This window comes from Actinomadura scrupuli, from assembly GCF_050971785.1.
Taxonomy (GTDB): Bacteria; Actinomycetota; Actinomycetes; order Streptosporangiales; family Streptosporangiaceae; genus Actinomadura_E; species Actinomadura_E scrupuli.
On record NZ_JBPCCU010000004.1, the window covers coordinates 320689 to 346714 of the forward strand.

Here is a 26026-nt window from a genome sequence, read left to right on the forward strand (position 1 = left end):
GTCAGGCCAGGCCCACGCGCCCGGCGGCCTCGGCCCAGGCGGTGTCGTCGCCGCGTGGTTCGTAGCGCCGCAGGTGCTGGGTGGCGGCGACCAGGCCGCGCATCTCCGCGAGGTCCTTGACCACTCCGAACGCCCGTGCCTGGACCAGCACGTTGCCCAGGGCCGTCGCCTCGACCGGGCCGGCGACGACCGGCAGGCCGCAGGCGTCGGCGGTGAGCTGGCACAGCAGCGCGTTGCGGGAACCGCCGCCGACCAGGTGGACCACCTCGGGCTCGCGGCCGGACAGCGCCGCGGCCTGCCGGAGGGCCGCCCGGTGGCCGAGGGCCAGGCTGTCGAGGATGCAGCGCACGGTCGCCGCCTCGTCCGCGGGCTCCGGCTGGCCGGTCCGGCGGCAGTACGCGGCGATGCGGGCCGGCATGTCGCCGGGCGGCAGGAACTCCGCGGCGTCCGGGTCCACCAGCGACCGGAACGGGGGCCGCGCCGCGGCCGCGCCGAGCAGGTCCGGCAGCGCGGGGGAGCCCCACACGCGCACGGACTCCTGGAGCAGCCACAGGCCCATGACGTTGCGGAGGTAGCGCGTGGTCCCGTCGACGCCCGCCTCGTTGGTGAAGTTGGCGGCCCGGCTCGCGGCGGTCAGCACCGGTGCGGGCAGCTCCACCCCGACCAGCGACCAGGTGCCGCACGAGATGTAGGCGAACCGGTCACCGGAGGCCGGGACGGCGGCCACCGCGGAGGCGGTGTCGTGCGACGCCACCGCCGTGACGGGCAGGTCGGCGGGCAGCCCGGCCCCGGCGAGCGTCGTGCCGGCCGGGGTGCCGGGCTCGCGCAGCGCCGGGAAGAGCCCGGCGGGGATGCCCAGCCGCTCCATCAGGGCCGCCGACCAGGTACGGGACCGTACGTCGAACAGCGCGGTGGTGGAGGCGTTGGTCAGCTCCGCCCCGGCCGTGCCGGTCAGCCAGTAGGCCAGCAGGTCCGGGATGAGCAGCAGGGTCTCGGCGCGGTCCAGTCCTCCGCCGCGGGCCGCCGCGACCAGCTGGTAGATGGTGTTGAACGGCAGGAACTGCAGGCCGGTCAGCTCGTACAGCTCCTCGTCCGGAAGCCGCCCGCGCAGCTCCCGCATGATCCCCTCGGTGCGGGTGTCGCGGTAGTGCACCGGGTTGCCGAGCAGGGTCCCCGAGGCGTCGAGCAGGCCGTAGTCGACCGCCCAGGAGTCGATCCCCACCGACGTCAGCGGCCCGGCCGCCCGCAGCCCCTCCAGGGCGTTGCGGTAGAGCGCGAGGATGTCCCAGTAGAGGGTGCCCCGCACCTGCACCGGCTGGTTGGCGAAACGGTGCACCTCGGTGAGGTCGAGGTGCCCGTCACCGATCCGGGCGGTCATCACCCGGCCGCTGGAGGCACCCAGGTCCACGGCGGCGAAAACACTCGCGGTCATGTCGAGATGATCACTTCGAGCAGACGGGGGCCGTGCACGCCCTCGACCCGGGACAGTTCGATGTCGCTGGTGGCCGACGGCCCGGAGATGAAGGTCAGCGGCACCGTGGGGGTGAGCCGGGCGAGCGCCTCGGGGACGTCCGGGGCGACCTGGTCCGCGGTGACGACGACGACGTGGTGGTCGGGCACCAGGGTGAGCGCGCGGCGGCCCTGGGCCGGCCCGTGGTCGAGCACGATGGTGCCCGTCTCGGCGATCGCCACCGCGCAGCCGGTGATCACCCCGGTCAGCAGGTCCAGGTCGCCCGCGGCCTCCTCGGCCACCAGCCGGGCCGGATCGACCCCGGTGACCCAGCCGGCGGGCAGCCCGCCGGGCAGCGCGTACGGACCCGTACGCGCCGACAGCGCCGCCGCGACGGCGGCCGGCAGCTCTTCCGGGGTCACCCGGTGCACGATCGCGCGGTAGTCGGCCACCCGCTCGGCGAACAGCTCCAGGACGCCGTCCTCGTGGTGACGGTCCAGGTAGGGCCGCCCGACCGCCGCGTAGGCCGCGGCGACGTCGGCGGCGGGACGGCCGGGGAAGACCGCCTCGATCCGGCCGAGGATCTCCTCGCGTGCGCTCATCCGGCACCTCCGTTGGTCCGTTTCCACCAGGCGCGGAAGGACTCCGCCGGGGGAGCGGCCATGTCGCGCGTGTCGGTCCAGGCCCGCAGCGGCCCGGGCAGCCGGCGGATCCGCCCGCGCCGGGCGACGACGCGGCGGCTCATCGAGCCGGCCCGCTGGGCGAGGGCGAGCCGGGCGGGGGAGCGCAGCGTCCAGCCCGCCACCGCCATCGCGGACCGCTCCAGGGGGTGCTTGTGCGAGGACTCGACGACCTTGGCGCGCAGATGGACCAGCACCTCGGGGATGTCGATGGCGACCGGGCACACCTCGTAGCAGGCACCGCAGAGCGTGGACGCGAAGGGCAGGGAGGCGTCGATGTCCGAGCCGATCCCGCGGATCTGCGGGGACAGGATGGCCCCGATCGGTCCCGGGTAGACCGAGCCGTACGCGTGGCCGCCGGCCCGCGCGTAGACGGGGCAGACGTTGAGGCAGGCCGAGCAGCGGATGCAGCGCAGGGCCTGGCGGCCCACCTCGTCGGCGAGCGTGTCGACGCGCCCGTTGTCGAGCAGCACCAGGTGGAAGTCCCGTGGCCCGTCGCCGGGGGTCACCCCGGTCCACATGGAGGTGTAGGGGTTCATCCGCTCCGCGGTCGAGGACCGCGGCAGCAGCTGGAGGAAGACCTCGAGGTCCTTGAAGGTGGGCAGGAGCTTCTCGATGCCCACCACCGAGATCAGGGTGTCCGGCAGGGTCAGGCACATCCGGCCGTTGCCCTCCGACTCCACCACCACGACCGTGCCGGTCTCGGCGATGGCGAAGTTGCCCCCCGAGACGGCGACCTTGGCGGACAGGAACTTCGCGCGCAGATGACGCCGGGCGGCCTCGGCCAGGTCGGCGGGGGTGTCGGACAGGTCCGCCGGCGCGTCGGCCATCTCGTGCCGGAAGATCTCCCGGATCTCGGCGCGGTTGCGGTGGATGGCCGGCACCAGGATGTGCGACGGCCGGTCGTGCCCGAGCTGCACGATCAGCTCGGCCAGGTCGGTCTCGTAGGCGGTGATGCCGGCCTCGGCCAGCGCCTCGTTGAGACCGATCTCCTGGGTGGCCATCGACTTGACCTTGACGACCTCGGTCTCGCCGGTGGCGCGGACCAGCCCGGTGACGATGCGGTTGGCCTCCTCGGCGTCGCGGGCCCAGTGCACGGTGCCGCCCGCCGCCGTCACCCGCTCCTCCAGCAGGCGCAGGTAGTGGCCCAGATGCTCGAGGGTGTGGTCCTTGATCTGCTTGGCGGACTCGCGCAGCTCGGGCCAGTCGCCGAGCTCTCCGATGGCCTTCGCCCGGCGGTCCCTGATGGTCGAGGTGGCGTGGGCCAGGTTGCGGCGCAGCAGCGTGTCGCCGACGGCCTTCCGCGCCGCCTCTGGGAAGGCGGGCATTCCCACGTAGGTCGGCATGTGCTCACTCATCGGTCCTCGCCAGGATCTCGGCCAGGTGCAGGGTGCCCACCCCGGTGCGCATCCGCGACAGCGTGCCGCCGATGTGCATCAGGCAGGAGTTGTCGGCCGCGCAGAGGATCTCGGCGCGGGTCCGGCGTACGTTGGTCACCTTGTCGGCCGCCATCGCCGCGGAGACCTCGGGGTTCTTCAGGGCGAAGGTGCCGCCGAACCCGCAGCACTCGGCCGCGTCCGGGAGCTCGACCAGGTCGATGCCGCGCACCTCGCGCAGCAGCCGCAGCGGCCGGTCGCCGACCTTGAGCAGCCGCAGCGAATGGCACGTGGGGTGGTAGGTGACCCGGTGCGGGAAGTAGGCGCCCACGTCGGTCACCCCGAGCACGTCCACCAGCAGCTCCGACAGCTCGTGCACCCGGGGCGTCACCCGGGCGGACGCCTCGGCGAGCGCGGTGTCGCCCGCCTCCGCCGCCACCCGCCCGTGCCAGTCCCGGACCATGGCCGCGCACGACGCCGACGGGGTCACCACCACGTCGTACGGCTCGAAGGTCTCGGTGAAGCCGCGCACCAGCGGGACGCACTGCGCGCGGTAGCCGGTGTTGAAGTGCATCTGGCCGCAGCAGGTCTGGCCCATCGGGAAGTCCACCTGGTGCCCGAGCCGGGTCAGCAGCCGGACGATGGCCTTGCCGGTGTCGGGGAACATCGTGTCGTTGACGCAGGTGACGAACAGCGCGATCTTCATGCGGTGGACTCCCGGATCACTAGTTCCGGCTGGAACATCACCTGCTGGTGCGCGTGGCTCAGGGGGTTGTCGCACTCGTCCAGGAGCAGTTCGGTGGCGATGCGGCCGAGCTGGTAGGTCGGCTGCCGGACCGAGCTCAGCGGGACCGCCGCCGCGGCGGTGAACTCGATGTCGTCGTAGCCGATCAGGGCGACCTCGCCGGGCACCGAGACGCCCGCCTGCAGCAGCGCGCGGAGCACGCCCATGGCGAGCAGGTCGTTGGCACAGAAGATCGCGTCGGGCAGTTCCTGCTCGGCGAGCAGCTTCTCGGTGGCCTCCTGGCCGGCGCGCGGCGACATGGCCGGGACGACGACCTCGTGCAGCGCCCCCTCGCCGAGCCCCGCGGCGGTCAGCGCGCGCAGAGCCCCGGCGCGCCGGTCCTCGCACTGGCGGATCGAGAGCGGGCCGCTGATGTAGGCGATCCGCCGGGCCCCGCGCTCCAGCAGGTGCGTGACCGCGAGCTTCCCGCCGGCGACGTCGTCGACGGCCACCGAGCACTGATCCGGCCGGGTCGCGGTGTGGTCCAGCATGACCGTGGCGACCCCCCGCTCGCGCAGCAGGTCGAGGCGCCCGGCCTCGTCGTCCACGGGCGTGACCAGCACCCCGCGGACGCGCTGCTCGGCAAGCATGCGCAGATTGCGCTCCTCTCGGGCGACCGAGGCGCTGGAACTGCACAGGATGACGGCGTAGGCGCGCTCGCTCACCACGTCCTCGACCCCGCGGGCCATGTCGGTGAAGAACGGATTGCCCAGGTCCAGCACCATCAGCCCGATCGTACGTCCCTGGCCGGCGCGCAGCGTCGAGGCCGACCCGTTGCGCACGAAGCCCAGCGTCCGGATGGACTGCTCGACCCTCGTCCGGGTCTCCGGGGCGACCCGCTCGGGCCGGTTGAGCACGTTGGACACGGTGCCGGGGGAGACGCCCGCGTGCACCGCGACCTGCTTGATGCCTACCGCCGGGGCCGGCTGCGGAGGGCCTGCAGGACGGGTGCCCTCGCCGCGTTTGCCCATCCCCAGCCCTCCGTCGGTCCATGTTGTTGCTGGGCTCACTTTGGCCGGGTCATTAAAACGTGTCAACCCCTAGGTCATGGCGGTGCCGTCGCGGGCGGGCGGTGCGGGCGGGTCGCGGAAGGCCCGGTGGTGCGGCAAAAAGGAAGTTTTGCGAGACCGGGGCTTGACGAGTGCCGCACGTCACATCTAGCGTCCTCCGCAACGTCCTGATTAAAACGTTTTTGACCATCCACCCCACATTCACCCAGACGAGGAGGGTCTCCGTGAGTGAACCCGCTCCCTCGGCCCCGCCGACACTGGCGCTGGTCAGCGTGAGCAAGTCGTTCGGGGCCGTCCAGGCGCTCCAGGGCGTCAACCTCGAACTGCGCGCGGGCCAGGTGCACGCCCTGGCGGGGGAGAACGGTGCCGGGAAGTCCACCGTCGTAAAAACGTTCGCAGGTGTGCACCGCCCCGATTCGGGCGAGATCCTGCTGGACGGCAGGCCGGTGACCTTCTCCGGGCCCGGCGACGCGCAGCACGCCGGCGTCGCGGTGATCTACCAGGAGCCGACCCTCTTCCCCGACCTGTCGGTGGCGGAGAACATCTTCATGGGCCGTCAGCCGCGCGCCCGCTTCGGCCGGATCGACCGGCGCGCGATGCACGCCGCGACCGCCGACCTGTTCACCCGGCTCGGGGTGACGCTCGACCCGCAGCAGCCGGCCCGCGGGCTCTCCATCGCCGACCAGCAGGTCGTCGAGATCGCCAAGGCCATCTCCCGCGACGCCCGCGTGCTGATCATGGACGAGCCGACCGCGGCGCTCACCGGCCAGGAGGTCGCCCGGCTGTTCTCCGTGGTGCGCACCCTGCAGGAGCACGACTGCGCGATCCTGTTCATCTCGCACCGGCTGGAGGAGATCTTCGCGATCTGCCAGCAGGTGACGACACTGCGGGACGGCAAGTGGATCGCCAGCGAGCCCGTCGCCGGCCTCACCTCCGACGACCTGGTACAGCGCATGGTCGGGCGGGAGCTCGGCACGCTGTACCCCAAGCAGGACGTCCAGCCCGGCGAGGTCGCGCTCAAGGTCTCCCGGCTGACCCGCGAGGGCGTCTTCACCGACGTGTCCTTCGAGGTGCGCCGCGGTGAGATCGTCGCGCTGGCCGGCCTGGTCGGGGCCGGGCGCAGCGAGGTCGCGCGGGCGGTCTTCGGGGTGGACCGCTGGGACGCCGGCGGGGTGGAGGTCGCCGGGCGGCGGCTGCCGGCCGCCAGCCCCACCGCGGCCATGGCGGCCGGGCTGGCGCTGGTCCCGGAGGACCGCCGCCAGCAGGGCCTGGTCATGGAGGGCTCCATCGAGCGCAACATCGGGCTCACCCAGCTGCGCTCGCTGCGCCGTGGCCCGCTGATCTCCCGGCGGGCCGAGCGCGACCGGGCCCGGGACTGGGCGCTGCGGCTCCAGCTGAAGTACGGCCGGCTGTCGGACGGGGTCGGCGTGCTGTCCGGCGGCAACCAGCAGAAGGTCGTGCTGGCCAAGTGGCTCGCCACCGAGCCCTCGGTGCTGATCGTGGACGAGCCCACCCGCGGCATCGACGTCGGCACCAAGGCCGAGGTGCACCGGCTTCTGTCGGAGCTCGCCGCGCAGGACCTCGCCGTGTTGATGATCTCCTCCGACCTTCCCGAGGTGCTGGGCATGGCCGACCGGGTGCTCGTCATGTACGAGGGCCGCCTGGTCGCCGAGATCCCGCGCGACCAGGCCACCGAGGAGACCGTCATGGCGGCCGCGACCGGCGGCAACGGAAAGGCGGCGGCGTGACGACGGCGGTGAAGGCCCCGGCGCGGAGCGCGCCCGGAGGACGCTCCCGCGGGAGCGGCCTGGTCGACCTCGTGCTGCGGGCCCGTGAGCTGAGCATCCTGGCCGCGTTGATCGTCCTCGTCGTGGGGACCACGATCGCCAATCCGCGGTTCCTGTCGCACCAGGGCGTCGAGGACATCTTCCTGAACGCCTCGATCCTGGCGCTGCTGGCGGTCGGGCAGACGATGGTGGTGATCACCCGCAACATCGACCTGTCCGTCGGGTCGGTGGTGGGCCTGGTCGCCTTCGCCACGGGCAAGTTCGTCCTGGGCCACCCCGACCGCAACCTGCTGCTGGTGATCGTCCTCGGGATGGCGATCGGCGCGGGCTGCGGCCTGGTCAACGGCCTGCTGGTCAGCTTCTTCCGGGTGCCGGCGCTGGTGGTCACCCTCGGCACGCTCTACGTCATCCAGGGGCTCGACTACTACTGGGCGCACGGCCAGCAGATCAACGCCGCCGACGTCCCTCCCTCCCTGCTCGACCTGGGCAACGGCGACGTCCTGGGCGTCCCGTACCTGCCGCTCATCTCGGTCGGGGTCATGCTGCTGGTCGGCTACTACCTGCGCTCCTACCCGTCCGGCCGGGAGTTCTACGCGATCGGGTCCAGCCCGGACGCGGCCCGCCTGGCGGGCGTGCCCCTCCGCAAGCGGGTGCTGACGGCCTACGTCTGCAGCGGCCTGCTGGCCGGCCTGGCCGGGGTGCTGTGGCTCGCCAGGTTCGGCACCGTCGTCGCGGACGCGGCGCACGGCTGGGAGCTGAAGGTGGTCAGCGCCGTCGTCGTCGGCGGCGTCGCCATCGTCGGCGGGATCGGGACCGTGTACGGCGCCGCGCTCGGCGCCCTGCTGCTCACCACCATCGGGAGCGTCCTGGTCGTGGTCAAGGTCAACTCGTTCTGGCAGGACGCGATCGCGGGCCTGCTGCTGCTCCTGGCGATCAGCGTGGACCGCGTGCTCGGCATCCGCGTGACCCGCGCGCTGCGAAGGAGGAACGCCCGACATGGCGCCTGAGTCCGTCAACCGCACCCCCCTGCTGGGCCGGTTCCTGCGCTGGGACGTGATCGTCACGGCGCTGCTCATCGTGGTGTTCGTCGGCGGCGCGTCCGGCACCTCGGACTTCGCCACGAGCGACAACCTCTCCTTCGCGCTCGGCGACCTCAGCGAGATCGCGCTCATCGCGCTGCCGATGACCCTGCTGGTGGTGGCCGCCGAGGTCGACCTGTCGGTGGCCTCGGTCCTGGGACTGTGCAGCGCCCTGTTCGGGGCGCTGTGGGACGCGGGCTGGCCGATCGAGACGATCTTCCCGCTGCTGCTGGTCATCGGTGCCGTCGCCGGGCTGGTCAACGGCCTGCTGGTGACCAGGCTGGGCCTGCCGTCGCTGGCGGTGACGATCGGCACCCTGACGCTCTACCGGGGCCTGGCCTACGTGGTCCTGGGCAGCAAGGCGGTCGCGGAGTTCCCGCAGCAGTACACCGACCTGGCCACCCAGACCGTCCCGGGCACGCCGATCCCGTACCCCTTCGCGCTGTTCGTGCTGCTCGCCGTCGTCACCGCGGCGGTGCTGCACGCGACCGGCCTGGGCCGGGCGCTGTTCGCGACCGGCGCCCAGGAGGAGACGGCGTTCTTCGCCGGCATCAGGGTCAAGCGGATCAAGCTGCTGCTGTTCGTCGTCTCCGGTGTCATCGCGGCGTTCGCCGGCGCGGTCTACACGCTGCGCTACGGCAGCGCCCGGGCGGACAACGGGATCGGCATCGAGCTCGCCGTCATCGCCGCCGTGCTGCTGGGCGGCGTCGACTTCGACGGCGGCAAGGGGACGCTCGGCGGGGTCGTCGCCGGGGTCCTGCTGATCGGCCTGCTCCGCAACCTGCTGATGCTCCACGACGTGGCGACCGAGATCCAGTCGATCGTCACGGGCCTGCTGCTCATCATCTCCGTCCTCACGCCGCGGATCGCCGCACAGGTGCGTGAGGCATGGCGGCTGCGGCGCGTCACCCGCGCCGGGCCTCCCGCGTCCCCGGCGGTGCCGTCCCCATGACCGGGCGGCTCCGCCGTTCCACCCCACCCCCTCGTACACCTGTGAAAGGCAACTCGACGATGACCTTCCGTTCTGTCACGGCCCCGCGCGGCCTGGCCTCCGTGGCGATCGCCGCGGTGCTCGCCGTCGGCATCTCCGCGTGCGGCGGCACCACCAAGTCGTCCGCCAAGGACGACACCAAGGCCACCTCGGCGGGCAAGGCCTCGGCCGACCCGAACGCGCCCCTCAAGAAGGGCCTGAAGATCGCCTTCCTGCCCAAGCAGGTCAACAACCCCTACGAGACGATCGTCGACAACGGCGGCATCGGCGCGGCCAAGGAGTACGGCGGCACCGCCAAGGAGGTCGGCCCGTCCGACGCCTCCGCCTCCTCGCAGATCTCCTACATCAACACCCTCATCCAGCAGCAGCAGGACGCGATCCTCATCGCGGCCAACGACCCCAACGCGGTCTGCGGCCCGCTGAAGCAGGCCATGGCGAAGAACATCAAGATCGTCGCCTATGACTCGGACGCCAACAAGGACTGCCGCAACCTGTTCATCAACCAGGCCAGCTCCGAGGACATCGGCCGCAGCGAGGTGGCGCTGCTGTCGAAGCAGCTCGGCGGCAAGGGCAAGATCGCGATCCTGTCCGCCACCGCGAACGCGACCAACCAGAACACCTGGATCGACTTCATGAAGGACGAGCTGAAGAAGCCGGAGTACTCCGGCCTCCAGCTGGTCAAGGTCGCCTACGGCGACGACGACGACCAGAAGTCCTTCCAGCAGACCCAGGGCCTGCTGCAGGCCTACCCGGACCTGAAGGGCATCATCGCGCCCACCACGGTCGGCATCGCCGCCGCGGCGCGCTACGTCTCCGGCTCGCAGTACAAGGGCAAGGTGGCGGTGACCGGTCTCGGCACGCCCAACCAGATGCGCAAGTTCGTCAAGGACGGCACCGTCCAGGGCTTCGAGCTCTGGGACCCGGCCAACCTCGGCTACCTCGCCTCGTACGCGGCGGCGGCGCTGGCCTCCAACCAGATCACCGGCGCCGAGGGCGAGAAGTTCAAGGCCGGCAAGCTCGGTGAGCGGACCATCGGCAAGAACGGCGAGGTCATCCTCGGCCCGCCGACCGTCTTCAACAAGGACAACATCGACCAGTACGACTTCTGACACCCCTCCCGCCGCCGGCCACGCGATCGCTCGCGTGACCGGCGGCGGGCCCCGGGGGTGGTCAGGGGGACCACATGAAAAGGGTCTGTTTCCTGCTGAAGGTGCGGCAGGACCGGCTGGCGGAGTACCGCGAGCGGCACCGGGCCGTCTGGCCGGACATGCTCGCCGCGCTGCGGGACACGGGCTGGCACAACTACTCGCTCTTCCTGCGCGACGACGGCCTGCTCGTCGGCTACCTGGAGACCGACGACTTCGAGGCCGCGCTGGAAGGCATGGCCCGCACGGATGTGAACGCGCGCTGGCAGAACGAGATGGCGCCGTTCTTCGAAGACCTGGACGGCCACGCGGACGAGGGGATGACTCCCCTCACCGAGGTCTTCCACCTCGATTGAGATGAGTGAGACATGACGGACAGAGCGCAGCTGAAGGCGGTGCTGCGGAACCAGCGGATCGAGACGCCCTCCTGGGCGTACGGCAACTCCGGCACGCGCTTCAAGGTGTTCGCGCAGGAGGGGGTGCCGCGCACCCCGCAGGAGAAGCTGGACGACGCCGGGCAGGTGCACCGGTTCACCGGGGTGGCGCCCAGCGTGGCGCTGCACATCCCGTGGGACAAGGTCGACGACTACGCGGCGCTCGCGGCCCACGCGGCCGACGCGGGGGTACGGATCGGGGCGATCAACTCCAACGTCTTCCAGGACGACGACTACATGCTCGGCAGCGTCACCAACCCGGACCCGGGCGTGCGCCGCAAGGCCGTGGACCACCTGCTCGAGTGCGTCGACATCATGGACGCCACCGGCTCGCGGGACCTGAAGCTGTGGTTCTCCGACGGCACCAACTACCCGGGCCAGGACGACATCCGGGACCGGCAGGACCGGCTCGCCGCGGCGCTGGCCGAGGTGTACGAGCGGCTCGGCGACGACCAGCGGTTCCTGCTGGAGTACAAGCTGTTCGAGCCGGCCTTCTACACGATGGACGTGCCGGACTGGGGGACCGCCTACGCGCACTGCCTCCAGCTCGGTCCCAAGGCCCAGGTGGTCGTGGACACCGGGCACCACGCGCCGGGCACCAACATCGAGTTCATCGTCGCCGTGCTGCTGCGGGCCGGAAAGCTCGGCGGCTTCGATTTCAACTCGCGCTTCTACGCCGACGACGACCTGATGGTGGGCGCCGCCGATCCGTTCCAGCTGTTCCGGATCATGCACGAGGTGGTCCAGGGCGGGGGGCTGGAGGACGCGACCGGAGTCGCGTTCATGCTCGACCAGTGCCACAACATCGAGCCGAAGATCCCGGGGCAGATCCGCTCGGTGATGAACGTGCAGGAGGCGACCGCCAAGGCGCTGCTGGTGGACGCCGGGGCGCTGCGCGCGGCGCAGCGGGCCGGTGACGTGCTGGGCGCCAACGCCGTGCTGATGGACGCCTACAACACCGACGTCCGGCCGCTGCTCGCCGAGCTCCGCGAGGAGCAGGGACTGGACCCGGACCCGATCGCCGCCTATCACCGGTCGGGGTACTTCGAGAAGATCCGCGAAGCGCGGCAGGGCGGCCAGGCCGCCGGCTGGGGGGCCTGATGAACGACGAAGTCGCCGCACTGCTGGAACGGTCCCATACGCTGGGCGCCGATCCGCGCAACACCAACTACGCGGGCGGCAACGCCTCCGCCAAGGGGTCCGAGACCGACCCGGTGACCGGTGCCCCGGTCGAGCTGATGTGGGTGAAGGGCTCGGGCGGGGACCTGGGCACGCTCACCGTGGCGGGACTCGCCGTGCTGCGGCTGGACCGGCTCCGCGCCCTCACCGGGGTCTACCCGGGGGTGGAGCGCGAGGACGAGATGGTCGCCGCGTTCGACCACTGCGCCTTCGGCAAGGGCGGGGCGGCGCCGTCCATCGACACCGCCATGCACGGCCTCGTCGAGGCCGCCCACGTCGACCATCTGCACCCCGACTCCGGCATCGCCATCGCCACCGCCGCCGACGGTGAGGACCTTACCCGGCAGATCTTCGGCGACCGGGTGGCGTGGGTGCCCTGGCGGCGGCCCGGCTTCCAGCTCGGTCTCGACATCGCCGCCATCAAGGCCGCCAACCCGCAGGCCATCGGGGTGATCCTCGGCGGGCACGGGATCACCGCCTGGGGCGAGACCAGCCAGGAGTGCCAGGCCAACGCGCTGGAGATCATCGGCACGGCCGAGCGCCACATCGCCGAGCACGGCCGCCCGGACCCGTTCGGGCCCGTCGTGCACGAGACGCTGCCGGAGGCCGAACGGCGCGCCCGGGCCGCCGCGCTGTTCCCGCTGGTCCGCGGGCTGGCCTCCACCGACCACCCGCAGGTGGGCCACTACACCGACACTCCCGAGGTGCTGGACTTCCTGGCCCGCGCCGAGCACCCGCGGCTCGCCGCCCTCGGCACCTCCTGCCCGGACCACTTCCTGCGCACCAAGGTGGCGCCGCTGGTGCTGGACCTGCCGCCCACCGCGCCCCTGGACCAGGTCACCGCCCGGCTGGCGGAGCTGCACGCCGGCTACCGCGACGCCTACCGGTCCTACTACGAGCGGCACGCGGGCCCGGACTCGCCGCCGATGCGCGGCGCCGACCCCGCGATCGTGCTGGTCCCCGGGGTCGGGATGTTCAGCTTCGGCGCGAACAAGCAGACCGCCCGGGTGGCGGGCGAGTTCTACGTCAACGCGATCAACGTGATGCGGGGCGCCGAGGCGATCTCGTCGTACGCGCCCATCCCCGAGTCGGAGAAGTTCCGCATCGAGTACTGGACGCTGGAGGAGGCCAAGCTCCGGCGGATGCCGAAGCCCAAGGCGCTGGCCACCAGGGTCGCCCTGGTGACCGGCGGGGGGTCGGGCATCGGAGCCGCCACCGCCCGCCGGCTGGCCGCCGAGGGCGCCTGCGTGGTCGTCGCCGACCGGGACGCCGCGGCCGCCGAGAAGATCGCCGCCGAGCTCGGCGGCTCGGCGCTGCGCCGCGAGGACGTCGCGGTCGCCGTCGCGGTCGACGTGACCTCCGAGGAGCAGATCGCCGCGGCCTTCCAGGCGGCGGTGCTCGCGTTCGGCGGCGTCGACCTGGTCGTCAACAACGCCGGGCTGTCGATCTCCAAGCCGCTGGCCGAGACCACCGCCGCCGACTGGGACCTCCAGCACGACGTCATGGCCCGCGGCTCGTTCCTGGTCTCCCGGGAGGCCGCCCGGGTCATGACCGAGCAGGGCATGGGCGGCGACATCGTCTACATCTCGTCCAAGAACGCGGTCTTCGCCGGGCCCAACAACGTCGCCTACGGGGCCGCCAAGGCCGACCAGGCCCATCAGGTGCGGCTGCTCGCCGCCGAGCTGGGCGGGCACGGCATCCGGGTCAACGGCATCAACCCCGACGGCGTCGTCCGCGGCTCGGGGATCTTCGCCGGGGGCTGGGGGGCGAAGCGGGCCGCCGTCTACGGGGTCGAGGAGGACAAGCTCGGCGAGTTCTACGCCCAGCGCACCCTGCTCAAGCGGGAGGTCCTCCCCGAGCACGTCGCCGCCGCGGTCTTCGCCCTCACCGGCGGGGACCTCACCCACACCACCGGGCTGCACATCCCCGTCGACGCGGGCGTCGCGGCCGCCTTCCTGCGCTGAGGAGAGCACACATGCCGGTCATCACCGAACGCACCGCGCCGCCGCGGGTCCGGGTCGGGCTCGTCGCCGGCGGACTGGGCGCGTACTGGCCCCAGTTCCCCGACCTGCTGCCGCAGCTCCAGCGCTCCGCCCGGCGGGTGTCGGAGCGCATGCGAGACCTGGGCGCCGACGTGGTCGACGTCGGTTTCATCTCCGACGCGCAGGAGGGCGCGGCGGCGGCCGAGAAGCTGCGGGCGGCGGGCTGCGACATCATCGTCGGGTTCCTCACCACCTACATGACGGCCACCATGCTGGTCCCGATCGCCCAGCGCAGCGACGCGCCCGTACTGCTGATCAACCTGCAGCCGACCGAGTCGATGGACCACGCCACCTTCGACACCGGTCAGTGGCTGGCCTACTGCGGGGCCTGCCCGCTGCCGGAGATGGCCAACACCTTCCGGCGCTGCGACATCCCGTTCCGGTCGGTGTCGGGCTACCTGGAGGACGAGCGGGCCTGGGCGAAGATCGGCCGCTGGGTGCGCGCCGCCGGGGTACGGGCGGCGCTGCGGCGGGGGCGTCACGGGCTTCTCGGGCACCTGTACCCGGGGATGCTCGACGTCGCCACCGACCTCACCCTGGTCTCGGCCAACTTCGGCGGCCATGTGGAGGTGCTGGAGTTCGACGACCTGCGCGTGCGGGTGGAGAAGGTCACCGACGCCGAGACCGAGGCCACCAAGCGGACCGCGCGCGGCCTGTTCGAGTTGGCCGACTCGGTCAACGACGACGACTTCACCTGGGCGGCGCGGGTGTCGGTCGGGCTGGACCGGCTCGTCGAGGACTTCGGGCTGGACAGCCTGGCCTACTACCACCGGGGCCTGGACGGCGAGATCCACGAGCGGCTCGGCGCCGGGATGATCCTCGGTGCCTCGCTGCTCACCGCCCGCGGCGTGCCCGCCGCCGGGGAGTACGAGCTGCGCACCTCGCTCGCCATGCTGATCATGGACCGGCTGGGCGCGGGCGGATCGTTCACCGAGCTGCAGGCGCTCGACTTCCTGCGGGGGCATGTCGAGATGGGCCACGACGGGCCCGCCCACCTGGCCATCAGCGACGCCAGGCCGCTGCTGCGGGGGCTCGGGGTCTACCACGGCAAGCGCGGCTACGGCGTCTCGGTGGAGTTCGACGTCAAGCACGGCCCGGTCACCGCGTTCGGCATCATCCAGCGGCGCGACGGGCGCTTCGCGTTCGCCGCCTCGGAGGGGGAGGTCGTCGGCGGGCCGCTGCTGCAGATCGGCAACACCACCTCGCGGGTCGACTTCGGCTGCGACCCGGGGGAGTGGGTCGACACCTGGAGCGCCACCGGCATCTCGCACCACTGGGCACTGGGCCTCGGCCACCGGATCGACGACCTCAAGGCCCTCGCGGACCTGATGGAGATCGAGCTCATCGAGGTGAGGCCCTAGTCCCTTCTGCACGTGCGTGATCGGGGGATCCGCTCTCCAGGCGACGGCAGGAAGGACCGGGCCATCCGGCCACGGACTCTCTTCGGCCTGCCCGAAAACCAGGCCCGCCGCCGACGCGGCCCCCACCCCGGGGGCGACGTTCCTGCGCATGCGGGACGGCTGCGCCGTGTACACGGCCGGCCCGGGCTCGTCCCACTTCGCCGCGCCTGGCCACCAGCACGGCATCACCACTCCTTCAGAGGGACACTCACCTTGAGCAGTAAGAATTCAGTGCCTGTCGGTCACTTCGGTCGCCGTGGCTTTCTGTTGACGGCCACCGCTGTGGGGGCCGGGGCGGCAATCTCCTGGGGCTCGCCGCTGGGCGGGGCCCCCGACGCCTGGGCCGAAGGAGGTGCGGACGCCGGCCGGTTCCTCGACCCCGGACGGGACACGCAGCCGGGATTCCGCTGGTGGTGGCCGGACGGGATGGTCGACCCCGCGGAGATCCGTGCGGAGATCGACCAGATCGCCGACGCCGGCTTCGGCCGGGTGGAGATCGCCGCCGTGCACCACAGCGTCACCGGCTCCTCCTCGCTCGACCCGGCCGGGCACGGCTGGGGCACCCCGGCCTGGGCGGCCGGGGTGGAGGCCGCTCTCGAGCGGGCGGCCGAGCGGGACGTCACGGTCGACCTCACGATCGGCCCTGCCTGGCCGGCATCGGTGCCCACCATCACGCCGGACAGCCCGGCCGCCATCAAGGAGCTCGCGTGCGGCACGGCGGCCGTGGCGAGCGGCGCGACGTACAACGGCGCTGTCCCCGTACCGCCCACGCCGGCCGCCTCTGGCGTGACGGCGCAGACGCTGCTGGCCGTCCAGGCGTTCCGCGTCGACCCGGCCAACGCGGCGCGGAAGATCACCGGGCTGGAGGCGGGCTCGATCCAGGATCTGACCGCCCAGGTGAAGGACGGGCAGCTCACCTGGACCGCGCCCGGTGACGGGGACTACGTGCTCTTCGGCCACTGGGTCCGGGGCTCCGGCCAGCAGCCCGAGGGCGGTCCGCACACCTCACCGGACGCCTACGTCGTCGATCACTTCAGCCGGGCCGGGACCCAGGCGGTGATCGACTTCTGGGAGGACTCGATCCTGACCCCGCGCATCCGCAAGCTGCTCCGCAAGAGCGGGGGAGCGCTGTTCGAGGACTCCATCGAGCTCGAGACCAAGGGGATCAACTGGACGCCGGGCCTGCCGGCCGAGTTCGAGAAGCGCATCGGCTACTCGCTGATGCCGTACCTGCCCGCCGTGGTGAAGCAGGGCGGCAACCTCGTCTACGCCTTCGAGGCGAACCTCACCAAGCAGATCCGGCGTGACCTGTCGAAGACCCTCACCCAGCTCATCAACGAGAACCACTTCACCAGGCTCAAGACGTGGGCGCACTCGATCGGGCTGGACCTGCGCGCGCAGCCGTACGGGCTGGAGACCGACGCGATCTCCTCGGCGGCGATCCTGGACATCCCGGAGGGGGAGTCGATCGGGTTCAAGAACCTTGACGACTTCCGGTGCCTGGCCGGTGCCCGTGACATGGCCGGCCGGCGGCTCCTGTCCGAGGAGCTCGGCGCCTACACGGGCGGGGCGTACAACACCACCTGGGAGAAGGTGCTGAAGACCGTCGGCGGCCAGTTCGCCGCCGGGGTGAACAACGTCATGGTGCACGGCTTCTCCTACGCCTCCGCCCCCGGCGCCAACTGGCCCGGGTTCGCGGCGTTCACGCCGTACAAGGGCGCGATCGGTTATGGCGAGTCGTGGGGCCCCCGGCACCCGACCTGGCGGCACATCCAGGATGTGACCGGTTACCTGAGCCGGGTCCAGAAGGTGTTGCGCGAAGGCGAGCCGAGCGTGGACGTCGCGTACTTCTGGCAGACCGGCTTTGTGGGGACGGGGCTGGGCGCCCAGTGGTTCACCGCGACCGGGGTGCCCCTCGGCTGGACCCACCAGATCCTCAGCCCTGAGCTCCTCAAGCTGCCGAGCGCGAAGGTGTCCGGCGGCCGGCTGGCATCGGACGGCCCGGCGTACAAGGTGCTCGTCGTCGACGGGGACGTCGTCGCGGGCCGGGAGCACACAATGCCGGTGGAGACCGCCGAGCGGCTGGTCGAGTTCGCGAGCAAGGGGCTGCCGATCGTCTTCGTGGGCTCGTGGAGCGACGCCCACGTGCCCGGCGTGCCCAAGCCGGGCGAGAACGACAAGCTGCAGGCGCTGCTCACCAGGCTGCTCGCACAGCCGACCGTGCGGACCGTCGCCGACACCGCCGGCATCCCCGACGCGCTGGCCGGCCTCGGGATCGAGCGGGACGCGGTGTACGCACAGAGCTCCACCCTGCTCAACGCCCACCGGATCGACGGCGACGTGGACTACTACTACTTCTGCAACGGCAAGCACGCGGAGGCGGTCAAACCGCCGGTCGCCGCAATCGAGCACCAGGTCTCGCTCACCCGCGCTCACCCCAAGGCGATCCCGTTCGTGCTGGACGCCTGGTCGGGCAAGGTCGAGCGGATCGCCACCTACACCGAGGACGGAGACCGCATCACCGTCCAGGTGAGGTTGCAGCCAGGTGAGGCGACCGTCATCGTGCTCGCCCGGCCCGCCTTCCTGGACCAGAAGCCCGCCCGGAACCCGCACTCGACCAGCACCGAGGCCGACCAGGCACGGTTCGCCGGTGACACGCTGGTGGTCCGCTCCGCGCGAGCCGGCTCGTACGCCACCGTCCTGTCCAGCGGCAGGACCGTCACCACCACGATCGCCGACGTTCCGGCCGTCATGCCCCTGCAGGCCTGGAAGCTGGAGGTCGAGGACTGGCAGCCGGGAAGCACCGCGGCCGGGACGACGAGGGTCACCCATCGGCTGACCCTGGACGCCCTGGTGGCATGGCCGGCCATCGCCGAGCTGCAGGACGTCTCGGGGATCGGCCGTTACACCGCCACGGTGGAGCTGGCGAAGGGCTGGACCGGCGGGTACGGCGCGTACCTCGATCTGGGCGAGGTCTTCGACACCGTCCGGGTCACGGTGAACGGCCGCCGGCTGCCTCCCGTGGACCTGCTCAACCCGGTCGTGGACGTCGGGCCCTGTCTGAAGTCCGGTACGAACACCATCGAGGTCGAGGTGGCGACCACCCTGAACAACCGGCTGCGGGTCGCCGACGCCGCGGTCTACGGCCCCGCCTCCCGCCAGGCGTACGGGCTCATCGGCCCGGTCCGGCTGGTCCCCTACGGTCAGGCGGCGGTGCGCTAGGCCCCACCCGAACCGTGTGCGGGAGGGCGTTGGCCCGCCCTCCCGCACCATGAACCCCTCATGCCCCGTGATCAGCTGGAATGCGAGGAACTCATGTCTCACAGGATATTGCGACGTCGTCATGGTGCGACCGCGATCACTCTGGGTCTGGCGGCCCTGACGGTGCCGGTTCTGCTCGGCCCGGTGGCCGCGGCCGAGCCCGGCCCGCGGCCGCCGTCCGTACGCCCCTGGGACGCCTACAACTACTCACCGCGGTCCCGGACGGTGAAGCCGGTCGCGATCTACAACACCCAGGGCACGGTGACCGACGCCGACGCCGTGCTGTCCGGTAGGCCCACCAGGCTGAGCGGCACCGGCTCGTACGTCACCCTGGACTTCGGCAAGGACGTCGCCGGCCTGGTCAGCCTGCACGTCGCGGGTTCCGACGGCGCGCAGAACGTGGGCCTGGCCTTCAACGAGTCGTCGATGTACGTGGGTACCACCAGCGACTCCTCGACCGGCGGTCCCCGCAGCCGGGACGGAGCGATCTCCGTCGATGTCAACGGGGCCACCGGCTACACCATGCCGGACCGGTACCTGCGCGGCGGCTTCCGCTATCTGACCATCTTCATGAACACCGGCGGCTGGGTCGACCTCGACAGGGTGTCGCTGTACTTCACCGCCGCACCGGCGATGAAGAACCCCGCGCGCTACGCGAACTACTTCTACTCGAGCGACGATCTGCTCAACAAGATCTGGTACGCGGGCGCCTACACGATGCAGCTCAACACCATCGCCCCCGGGAGCGGCCGGACCTGGCCCGCGCCCGCGGAGCTCTGGGACAACGGCGGCACCGTCGGCGTCGGCGACACGATCCTGGTCGACGGCGGCAAGCGGGACCGCACGGTCTGGCCGGGCGACCTGGGCATCGAGATCCCCTCGTCGTACGCGGCCTTCGACGACACCGTGTCGGCGCGCAACGCGCTCACCACGGTGTACCAGTACCAGAAGGACACCGGCGAGCTGCCCTACGCCGGGCCGAGGCTGGAGAAATACGGCTCGGACACCTACCACCTGTGGACGCTGGCCGCGACCTACGACTATTACCTCTACACCGGCGACAAGACCTGGCTCGACGGGATCTGGAGCGCCTACCGCCGGGGCGTCGACTACAGCGGCCAGAAGATGGACGCCAACGGCCTGCTGTCGATCACCGGCACGTCCGACTCGGTACGGAGCCTGGCCAAGGGCGAGAACCTCATCGCGAACGTGCTGCTGTGGCGGGTGCTCACGACCGGAGCCACGCTGGCCACGGCCGAGGGCGACGCGACACTCGCGCGGACCTACGCCGACCGGGCGGCGGCCCTGCGCACCGCCATCGACACCTACTTCTGGGACGTCACCGCAGGCGCGTACAAGTTCTATCCCACCTCGACGATCCACCCGCAGGACGGCAACGCGCTCGCGGTCTGGTACGGCCTGGCCGACCAGGCGAAGGCGCGCAGCATCAGCACGGTCCTGAAGGGCAACTGGAACGACCGCGGGACGACCTCCCCCGAGAACAAGGGAAACCCGGGGGTCTTCGCCGGTTCCATGGAGGTCAGCGCCCACTTCGCGGCCGGCGGCCGGCCCGCCGACCAGGCCGGGGTCGACATCATCCGGCGTCAGTGGGGTTACATGCTCAACGACCCGGCCGGGACGAAGAGCACGTTCTGGGAGTCGTACCGGGCCGCGGAGAGCTGTGTCTTCTGCAGCACCTACGTCAGCCTGGCGCATGGCTGGGCCACCGGTCCGACGTCGGCGCTCACGTTCTACGTGCTGGGGCTGAACCCGACCGGCACGGGCGGGCGGACCTTCGACTTCGTCCCGCACACCGCCGACCTCACCTTCGCACGGGGCCGGATCACCACCACGCTGGGGCAGGTCGAGGCCTCCTGGCGCGTGGACCAGAAGCGCGGCGGATACGACGCCGACCTCACGGTCCCGCGCGGTGGCGCCGGCCGGGCCGGAGTGCCCACGTTCGGCAAGCAGATCACGGTCTTCGTCAACGGCCGGCTCGCCTGGAACGGCACCAAGGCCAAGGCGTACGGCGCGCACACCGACGGCGAGTACGTCTACCTCGACGGCCTGACCGGCGGCCACTACGAGATCAGCGCCCACCAGCACCGCGACTGACCTCCGCATTCGTTCCCAGCGCATTGAGGAGACCACCCCATGGAGCATGCACATCCGCTCAATCGCCGCAGATTCCTCCAGGCCGCGGGCGCCACGGCGACGGCCGTCGGGCTGAGCGGCCTGCCCGGTGGCCCCGCCCGGGCCGACACCACGCGGACCCCGCAGGCCACGCTCTCACCGTTCCCGCTGTCGGCCGTCACGCTGCTCGACAGCAGGTTCCGCGACAACATGGCGCGGACCTGCGCCTACCTGAAGTTCGTCGACCCCGACCGGCTCCTGCACACCTTCCGGCTCAATGTCGGACTGGCCTCCTCGGCGCAGCCGTGCGGCGGCTGGGAGGCACCGAAGATCCAGCTACGCGGCCACTCCATCGGGCACCTGCTGTCCGGGCTGGCGCAGGCGCACGCCGGCACCGGCGACGAGGAGTACGCGGCCAAGGGCCGCTCCATCGTCGCGGAGCTGGCGAAGTGCCAGGCGGCGTCGCCGGGCGCCGGCTACCACCGCGGCTATCTGTCCGCCTTCGAGGAAACGGTCTTCGACCAGCTGGAGGCGGGCGGGAGCCCGTGGGCGCCCTACTGGTCAACTCCGCCCGCGTGTTCGATCTCGGATTCCACAAGCAGACCTACATGTTCCTGACACCGCGCACCGGCGCCGGCAAGGCGCGCTTCGCCATGAAGATCTGCGGCATGGACGGCGAGGACTTCATCGATGCCGCCGGCCCGCTGCCCACGGGCGCCTGGACGCACGTTGCCGTCACCCTCGGTGAGAGAACCGGGGTCCTCTACGTCGACGGCGTCGAGTCCGGGCGCAACGCCGCGCTCGTCATGAGCCCGCTCGTGCTGGGCGCGACCACGCAGAACTACCTCGGACGGTCGCAGAACACCACCCACCCCTACCTGCACGGCCAGGTGGACGACTTCCGCGTCTACAACCACGCCCTGACTGCGGCCGACGTCGCGGCGCTGCACCTCGCCGGCAACTGATCCACTCCACCACCCCTTGGAGACAGTGTTGTTGAAACGTCATGCCCGTCGCGGCGCCCCGATCGTCTCCACCACCTCCTGGGAGACAGGGTCGCTGAAACGTCATGCCGGTCGCGGTGCCTCGATCGTCGCGATCCTGACCGTCCTGTGCACGGTGACCGCCGTCCCCGCCGGTGCCGACGAGGGCTCCGGCGCCACCGGGCTGCGCGCCGCCGACCTCAGCGAGCCCCTCGGCATCGACGACACCACGCCGCCGCTCAGCTGGCAGATCCGATCCGGCGGGCGCGGAGTGGTCCAGACCGCCTACCAGGTGCAGGCCGCCACGAGCCGGGAACGGCTCGACGGTGACCGGCCCGACCTGTGGGACACCGGACGGGTCGCCGCCGCGGACCAGCGGATCGACTACGCAGGCAAGAAGATCGGCAGCCGGAGCCGGGTGTACTGGCGAGTCCGGGTCTGGACCGGCGGGCGTTCCTCCGGGTGGACCGTGCCGGCCTGGTTCGAGACCGGGCTGACCGCCGTACAGGACTGGTCGGCTCAGTGGATCACCCACCGGGACTGGCAGTTCAAGGCCAAGCAGCCCACCCCGCTGGTGGTGAAGCTGCCCAAGACCACCGCCCGGTACGTCCGCCTCGACGTCACCAGGCTCGGACTGCCCCTGGTGGAGAACCTCCCCGACAAGACCTGGCGGCTGCAACTCGCCGAGCTCGAGGTCCGCGACTCCGCCGACCCCGGGACCGACCTCGCCGCGGGCACCACGGTGACCCCCTCGGACACCGGCGGCAACGTCAACCGCGTCTGGGCGCCCAGGTACCTTACCGACGGCAACCAGACCACCAACCAGGGCTTCGCCGGCTGGTCCAGCTCCGCTTACTCCGGCGCGGACGTCTCGGCCAAGCCGATCACCCTCACCGTCGACCTGAAGTCCGCCAAGTCCTTCGACCAGGTCCTGCTCTACCCGCGTACGGACACCCCGGCCGCGGGCGACAAGGTTCCGTACGCGCCGGTCGACTACTCCGTCTCGACGGCCGATGACGCCGCCGGCGCGTACACCACGCAGGCGAGCGTGACCGGTCAGGAGCCGCCGACGTCCCCGGTTCCGGAGGCACTGCCCATCTTCGCCAAGGACTTCGGGCTCCCGGAGGGCATCCGCAGTGCACGGCTCTACGTGACCGGGCTCGGCGTCTACGAGGTCGGGCTCAACGGCCGCCGGGTCGGCGATGCCGTGCTCGAGCCGGGCGACACCGATGTCGCCGACCGGGTGCACTACGCCACCTATGACGTGACCAGGCTGCTCCGCCGCGGCGCCAACACCATCGGACTCACGCTGGGCAACGGCACGGCCAACGTGATCTCCACCCCGGACCGGTACCGCAAGTTCGCCGCCACCACGAGCGATCCGAAGCTCGCCGCCCAGCTCGAGGTGACGCTGGCCAACGGCCAGGTGCGTCGGATCGCCAGCGGCGCCGACTGGCAGACCACCCTGGGCCCGACCACGTTCTCCAACTGGTACGGGGGCGAGGACTTCGACGCGCGGCGGGAGACCCCCGGCTGGGACCGGCCCGGTGCCGCCCGGGCCGGCTGGCAGCAGGCCGTTGCGGTGAACGCGCCCGGTGACGGCACCGTGCTCAGCGGGCGGGTGGCCGAGCCGATCCGGGTGACCGAGACCCTGAACGGCACCCTCAGCGGTGAAGGTGACGGCTACAAGGTCTTCGACCTCGGCCGCAACATCGCCGGCTGGCCCGAGCTCACCATCAAGGCTCCGGCCGGCACCACGGTGCGGGTCTATCCCGCCGAGAGCCTCAAGGACGGCAGGCCCTACCAGTCGGCCAGCAACGTCGGAGCCCCGATCTGGGACCAGTACACCACTCGTGGTGACGGCACCGAGACCTGGCACCCGCACTTCGGCTACCACGCCCTGCGCTACCTGGAGGTCCGTGGCCTGCCGAAGGGGGCATCCCTGTCCGTCCGCGGCCTGGTGCTGCACGCGGACAACGCCCCGGCGGGGAGCTTCTCCTCCTCCGACGACATCATCAACGGCACCCACGGGCTCATCCGCCGGGCGATCGAGGGGAACATGATGAGCGTCTTCACCGACTGCCCGAGCAGGGAGAAGCTCGGCTGGCTCGAGGAGACGCACCTGGTCTCCGGTGCGCTCACCGCCAACTACGACGTCCAGGCGCAGTTGCGCAAGGTCGTCCAGGACATGGCCGACGCGCAGACCGACACCGGGCTCATCCCGAGCACGGTGCCGGACTACACGGTGCTGGCCGGCGCCTACCGGGACGACCCCAACTGGGGTGGTGCCTTCGTGGTAGTGCCCTGGCAGCTGTATCAGGCCTACGGCGACACCGCCACCATGGGCATCCACTACGCGGCCATGAAGAAGTACGCCGGCTATCTGGAGGCCCGGGCGGTGGGCGGCCTCACCGACTACAGCCTCGGCGACTGGATCACCCCGGACCGGACCTTCCCCAAGTTCGTCTCGGGTACCTACGGGTACTGGCGGGTCCTGGACACCATGGCGAAGATCGCCACAGCGCTGGGCCGGAGCGCGGACGCCACGGCGTACCAGGCCAAGGCGGACGCCAGCGTGAAGGCGCTGTCGGAGAAGTACTACAACCCCGCCACCGGCACCTTCGCGGGCGGTGGGCAGGGCGCCGAGGCTCTGGCCCTCGACATGGGGGCGGTCCCGTCGGATCAGCGGCAGCGGCTCCTCGACCACCTGGTCTCGAGCATCCAGACGGCGGGCTGGCATCTGCTGCTCGGGGAGATCTCGCTGCCGGCCGCGTTCCGGGTGCTGTCGCAGGGCGGCCGCGACGACGTGGTGTACAAGATCGCCACACAGACGACCAGCCCGAGCTACGGCTACCAGGTGGTGCACGGCAACACCAGCCTCGGTGAGATGTGGGACGGCGGCAACGGGCAGTCGCAGAACCACTTCATGCTCGGCTCGATCGACTCCTGGTTCACCGGGCGGCTGGCCGGCATCGAGCAGGCCCCGGACTCCGTCGGTTTCCAAAAGCTTGTGATCAAGCCTGCCATCGTGCCGGAGTTGACGCACGCCGCCGGCAGCCGCCGGACTCCGTACGGGGAGGTCCGTACCTCCTGGGCCAGGAACGACGGTCGGGTCGAGCTCGTCGTGACCGTGCCTCCGGGCAGCAGCGCGCAGGTGCAGGTTCCGGGCTCCGCCGCAGTACACCAGGTGGGTTCGGGCACCTGGACCTTCGACTCCACCGGGTGAGGCCCGGCGCGGGCCGTTCATGCGTCGGCTCGCGCCTGGGAGATCGGCCGTGGGATACACCTCCGTCGACTACTCTTGGTTGTTCTCCGAACACCGAGAGTGTCGATGGAGGGTTGTCCATGCTCCGTAGGATCACCATCATGGCGGGGACCGCCGGCCTCATGCTGGCTCTGGCGGGTCCCTCGCTCGCCCGGACCGAGCCGGCCGCCCCCACCCCGCCGGGCGGGCACGGCGGCGGAATGGTCGCCGTGCCGAAGGGCAAGAAGGCGTCGGTCAGGCCCGGCAAGGCCACCTGGGCGGACACACCGTCGTGCGGTGCCGTCGAGTTCCCGGGCAACGCCGGCAAGATCAGCGTCCAGACCAGCCAGGGCGGCACGGTCGCCTGGGGTATTTACATGTACGACCCGTCGAAGAACGATGGGCCGTGGACGGTCGACGTCTTCGTGGGCGCCCGCCGCGTCGACCACAAGAACCAGAACTACGCGCCGCACGGCAGCGTCTCGCCCGGAGACGGGACCCGAGGGGAGACGTTCCACATCGAGGCGACGCACACCGACCTGCAGGGCAACTTCTACACCAGTGTGCCGAATGCCTGCGTCATCCCATGACCTCGCGGCCGCTCTCGCCGCCCGCCTCGGCCCGGTCCTGCCGTCGGGGCTGACGGTCCGCGCCGACGGTGACCGGGTGAGCGTCCACTCCGGGGAGACGGAGGTGGGCGGGTCGGCCGCGGCCGCGCTCATCGGCGACGAGGACGGCCGGAGCGTCGAGGAGAAGATCGAGACGGCGTCGCGGGCGGTGCTCGGCGGGGTGCAGGACGCCGTCGCCGAGTGGCTCACCGAGCCGTGGCCGGAGGGCCTGGCGGCGCCCGGCGCCCGGGTCGCCGGTGGGCACCTGCACCTCTGGTACGGCGAGGAGAGGGCTCCGGTGCTCGGCCTGAGCTCCGTCGACCTGGCGGACATGCGGTGACGCCGACGGCAGGTTGACCGTCGCGGCCCGGCCGGGAGACCGGCCGCGCCGCGACGGTCCCCGGGCCGACGTGGGGAGACCCGGTCCGCCGCCGCCCGGA

Annotated in this window: 20 protein-coding genes; 15 read left to right on the forward strand and 5 right to left on the reverse strand. The window is 71.5% G+C overall.

The window, feature by feature from the left end; translation table 11 throughout:
- Position 1: 1 nt before the first annotated feature.
- Genes ACRYCC_RS20690 through ACRYCC_RS20710 form a run of 5 tightly spaced genes read right to left on the reverse strand, consistent with a single transcriptional unit; the run spans position 2 to position 5261 of the window.
- Positions 2–1432, reverse strand: coding sequence for a rhamnulokinase (locus tag ACRYCC_RS20690; RefSeq protein ID WP_433814423.1), 1431 nt, complete (start codon positions 1430–1432; stop codon positions 2–4).
- Entirely contained in the window at positions 1429–2052 is a 624-nt protein-coding gene (locus tag ACRYCC_RS20695) for a LutC/YkgG family protein (protein WP_433814425.1), read from the reverse strand. The genes ACRYCC_RS20690 and ACRYCC_RS20695 overlap by 4 nt, the downstream gene beginning before the upstream one ends.
- Complete coding sequence (locus ACRYCC_RS20700) at positions 2049–3488, reverse strand: LutB/LldF family L-lactate oxidation iron-sulfur protein (protein ID WP_433814427.1); 1440 nt, start codon at positions 3486–3488, stop codon at positions 2049–2051. The genes ACRYCC_RS20695 and ACRYCC_RS20700 overlap by 4 nt, the downstream gene beginning before the upstream one ends.
- Positions 3481–4212 carry a (Fe-S)-binding protein gene (locus ACRYCC_RS20705; protein WP_433814429.1) on the reverse strand — a complete coding sequence of 244 codons (732 nt, stop codon included), beginning with the start codon at positions 4210–4212 and terminating at the stop codon, positions 3481–3483. The genes ACRYCC_RS20700 and ACRYCC_RS20705 overlap by 8 nt, the downstream gene beginning before the upstream one ends.
- Positions 4209–5261, reverse strand: coding sequence for a LacI family DNA-binding transcriptional regulator (locus tag ACRYCC_RS20710; RefSeq protein WP_433814431.1), 1053 nt, complete (start codon positions 5259–5261; stop codon positions 4209–4211). Before ACRYCC_RS20710 ends, ACRYCC_RS20705 begins: the two co-directional genes overlap by 4 nt.
- Before the next feature lie 263 nt (positions 5262–5524).
- Between ACRYCC_RS20710 and ACRYCC_RS20715 the strand changes: the two genes are divergently transcribed.
- From ACRYCC_RS20715 to ACRYCC_RS20785, 15 genes are all read left to right on the forward strand, one after another.
- Positions 5525–7048, forward strand: a complete 1524-nt coding sequence (locus ACRYCC_RS20715; protein WP_433814433.1) for a sugar ABC transporter ATP-binding protein — start codon at positions 5525–5527, stop codon at positions 7046–7048.
- Positions 7045–8094 carry an ABC transporter permease gene (locus tag ACRYCC_RS20720; protein ID WP_433814435.1) on the forward strand — a complete coding sequence of 350 codons (1050 nt, stop codon included), beginning with the start codon at positions 7045–7047 and terminating at the stop codon, positions 8092–8094. The genes ACRYCC_RS20715 and ACRYCC_RS20720 overlap by 4 nt, the downstream gene beginning before the upstream one ends.
- Complete coding sequence (locus ACRYCC_RS20725) at positions 8084–9118, forward strand: ABC transporter permease (RefSeq protein WP_433814437.1); 1035 nt, start codon at positions 8084–8086, stop codon at positions 9116–9118. Before ACRYCC_RS20720 ends, ACRYCC_RS20725 begins: the two co-directional genes overlap by 11 nt.
- A gap of 59 nt (positions 9119–9177) precedes the next feature.
- Positions 9178–10266 carry a rhamnose ABC transporter substrate-binding protein gene (gene rhaS, locus ACRYCC_RS20730; protein WP_433814439.1) on the forward strand — a complete coding sequence of 363 codons (1089 nt, stop codon included), beginning with the start codon at positions 9178–9180 and terminating at the stop codon, positions 10264–10266.
- 74 nt (positions 10267–10340) lie between these two features.
- Complete coding sequence (locus tag ACRYCC_RS20735; RefSeq protein ID WP_433814441.1) at positions 10341–10658, forward strand: L-rhamnose mutarotase; 318 nt, start codon at positions 10341–10343, stop codon at positions 10656–10658.
- Between the two features lie 12 nt (positions 10659–10670).
- Entirely contained in the window at positions 10671–11837 is a 1167-nt protein-coding gene (rhaI, locus tag ACRYCC_RS20740; RefSeq protein ID WP_433814442.1) for an L-rhamnose isomerase, read from the forward strand.
- Positions 11837–13879 carry a bifunctional aldolase/short-chain dehydrogenase gene (locus tag ACRYCC_RS20745; RefSeq protein ID WP_433814444.1) on the forward strand — a complete coding sequence of 681 codons (2043 nt, stop codon included), beginning with the start codon at positions 11837–11839 and terminating at the stop codon, positions 13877–13879. The genes rhaI and ACRYCC_RS20745 overlap by 1 nt, the downstream gene beginning before the upstream one ends.
- 11 nt (positions 13880–13890) lie before the next feature.
- Positions 13891–15318 carry an arabinose isomerase gene (locus ACRYCC_RS20750; protein ID WP_433814445.1) on the forward strand — a complete coding sequence of 476 codons (1428 nt, stop codon included), beginning with the start codon at positions 13891–13893 and terminating at the stop codon, positions 15316–15318.
- Between the two features lie 306 nt (positions 15319–15624).
- Positions 15625–18579 carry a glycosyl hydrolase gene (locus tag ACRYCC_RS20755; protein WP_433814447.1) on the forward strand — a complete coding sequence of 985 codons (2955 nt, stop codon included), beginning with the start codon at positions 15625–15627 and terminating at the stop codon, positions 18577–18579.
- 93 nt (positions 18580–18672) lie between these two features.
- The gene (locus ACRYCC_RS20760) at positions 18673–20733 is read left to right on the forward strand and encodes an alpha-L-rhamnosidase-related protein (RefSeq protein ID WP_433814449.1); all 2061 of its coding nucleotides are present in this window, start codon (positions 18673–18675) and stop codon (positions 20731–20733) included.
- 39 nt (positions 20734–20772) lie between these two features.
- Positions 20773–21369: a beta-L-arabinofuranosidase domain-containing protein gene (locus tag ACRYCC_RS20765; RefSeq protein WP_433814450.1), complete on the forward strand. Its 597-nt coding sequence runs from the start codon at positions 20773–20775 to the stop codon at positions 21367–21369.
- Positions 21327–21716 carry a LamG domain-containing protein gene (locus ACRYCC_RS20770; RefSeq protein ID WP_433814452.1) on the forward strand — a complete coding sequence of 130 codons (390 nt, stop codon included), beginning with the start codon at positions 21327–21329 and terminating at the stop codon, positions 21714–21716. Before ACRYCC_RS20765 ends, ACRYCC_RS20770 begins: the two co-directional genes overlap by 43 nt.
- Positions 21717–21744: 28 nt before the next feature.
- Entirely contained in the window at positions 21745–24960 is a 3216-nt protein-coding gene (locus ACRYCC_RS20775; RefSeq protein WP_433814453.1) for a family 78 glycoside hydrolase catalytic domain, read from the forward strand.
- Positions 24961–25079: 119 nt separating this feature from the next.
- Positions 25080–25568, forward strand: coding sequence for a hypothetical protein (locus ACRYCC_RS20780; protein ID WP_433814454.1), 489 nt, complete (start codon positions 25080–25082; stop codon positions 25566–25568).
- Entirely contained in the window at positions 25549–25926 is a 378-nt protein-coding gene (locus tag ACRYCC_RS20785; protein ID WP_433814456.1) for a hypothetical protein, read from the forward strand. The genes ACRYCC_RS20780 and ACRYCC_RS20785 overlap by 20 nt, the downstream gene beginning before the upstream one ends.
- The last annotated feature ends 100 nt before the right edge of the window (positions 25927–26026 follow it).

Bases quoted from the DNA above. Each gene is read 5' to 3' on its own strand.
- ACRYCC_RS20710 (WP_433814431.1), bottom strand. From the start codon at position 5,261: ATGGGCAAACGCGGCGAGGGCACCCGTCCTGCAGGCCCTCCGCAGCCG.
- ACRYCC_RS20760 (WP_433814449.1), top strand. From the start codon at position 18,673: ATGTCTCACAGGATATTGCGACGTCGTCATGGTGCGACCGCGATCACT.
- ACRYCC_RS20725 (WP_433814437.1), top strand. From the start codon at position 8,084: ATGGCGCCTGAGTCCGTCAACCGCACCCCCCTGCTGGGCCGGTTCCTG.
- ACRYCC_RS20780 (WP_433814454.1), top strand. From the start codon at position 25,080: ATGCTCCGTAGGATCACCATCATGGCGGGGACCGCCGGCCTCATGCTG.
- ACRYCC_RS20705 (WP_433814429.1), bottom strand. From the start codon at position 4,212: ATGAAGATCGCGCTGTTCGTCACCTGCGTCAACGACACGATGTTCCCC.
- ACRYCC_RS20750 (WP_433814445.1), top strand. From the start codon at position 13,891: ATGCCGGTCATCACCGAACGCACCGCGCCGCCGCGGGTCCGGGTCGGG.
- ACRYCC_RS20690 (WP_433814423.1), bottom strand. From the start codon at position 1,432: ATGACCGCGAGTGTTTTCGCCGCCGTGGACCTGGGTGCCTCCAGCGGC.
- ACRYCC_RS20695 (WP_433814425.1), bottom strand. From the start codon at position 2,052: ATGAGCGCACGCGAGGAGATCCTCGGCCGGATCGAGGCGGTCTTCCCC.
- rhaS (WP_433814439.1), top strand. From the start codon at position 9,178: ATGACCTTCCGTTCTGTCACGGCCCCGCGCGGCCTGGCCTCCGTGGCG.
- ACRYCC_RS20745 (WP_433814444.1), top strand. From the start codon at position 11,837: ATGAACGACGAAGTCGCCGCACTGCTGGAACGGTCCCATACGCTGGGC.
- ACRYCC_RS20765 (WP_433814450.1), top strand. From the start codon at position 20,773: ATGGAGCATGCACATCCGCTCAATCGCCGCAGATTCCTCCAGGCCGCG.
- rhaI (WP_433814442.1), top strand. From the start codon at position 10,671: ATGACGGACAGAGCGCAGCTGAAGGCGGTGCTGCGGAACCAGCGGATC.
- ACRYCC_RS20735 (WP_433814441.1), top strand. From the start codon at position 10,341: ATGAAAAGGGTCTGTTTCCTGCTGAAGGTGCGGCAGGACCGGCTGGCG.
- ACRYCC_RS20700 (WP_433814427.1), bottom strand. From the start codon at position 3,488: ATGAGTGAGCACATGCCGACCTACGTGGGAATGCCCGCCTTCCCAGAG.
- ACRYCC_RS20785 (WP_433814456.1), top strand. From the start codon at position 25,549: ATGCCTGCGTCATCCCATGACCTCGCGGCCGCTCTCGCCGCCCGCCTC.